We start from the raw sequence: 894 nt of genomic DNA, 5'->3' as shown, positions 1-894 counted from the left end.
CTAACAAACGACTATGGTGTCAACTCAAACATTAAGCCGCTTTTTCTTCCCACATTACACCATCTCTAACCATTGAGTTTAATATGACAACCATCTTCCTAACACAGGCAATGATGGCGACTTTTTTCGGCTTACCTGCGGCTACCAGCCTCTCATAAGTGGCTTTAAATTTAGCGTTGCATTGCATCGCTGACATCATTGCCATAAACAAAACGGTTCTAACTTGGTGTCGGCCACCTTGAGTAACTTGCTTACCTTTGTAGCGACCGCTTTCCTTGTTCATTGGTGCGACGCCAACAAGGGCGGCCACTTGTTTACTATTCATCATACCAAGCTCTGGTAAATAACTGATGAGAGCCGCAGCTGACACCTTTCCGATCCCTGGCATACTTTGAACCAGTTCACTTTTTGCTTGGTATTCTGGACAGCTTTCAATTAAGTCAGCTAATTCGCCGTCCATCTTTTGAATTTGCTTTTTCAACACTGTGAGTATTGCCTTTATGCTTGATTGAACGGTTTTCGGCATAATTTGAAGACGATTTTTCTCACGGGTCTGCATCTCTAAAAGCTGATTTCTGCGGGCTACAGTGTCAGCCATCTTCTGAATGTTCTCGGGCTTTAGTGTCGACAAGGCAGGTTGAATTACCTCACTAAAATGCGCTATCAACGCCGCATCAAGTTTATCCGTTTTAGCTTTACGGCCAATGGCGCCAGCAAAGCGTTTAACATGAATAGGATTTACGACACTAAAAGGTAATTCTGCTTTAGCACAAGCACTCACAAAGGCCATTTCGTAGCGCCCTGTTGCTTCAATAACAATACGAACAATCGTTAATTTTCTTAACCTTTTTAATGCCTCACCAATCCCTTTCTTATCATTGCTCACTTTTAAGT

General features: G+C 42.7%; 1 protein-coding gene. It reads right to left on the bottom strand.

Annotation, left to right across the window (positions count from 1 at the left end):
- Nucleotides 1-31: 31 nt before the first annotated feature.
- Nucleotides 32-894, bottom strand: an 863-nt coding sequence (locus tag JKP82_RS20680; protein WP_218398581.1) for an IS110 family RNA-guided transposase, incomplete at its 5' end; no start/stop codon positions are given.

It is taken from the genome of Alteromonas lipotrueae (assembly GCF_019249215.1).
In the GTDB taxonomy this organism is placed as follows: domain Bacteria; phylum Pseudomonadota; class Gammaproteobacteria; order Enterobacterales; family Alteromonadaceae; genus Alteromonas; species Alteromonas lipotrueae.
This window is presented reverse-complemented; position numbering and strand designations above follow the sequence as displayed.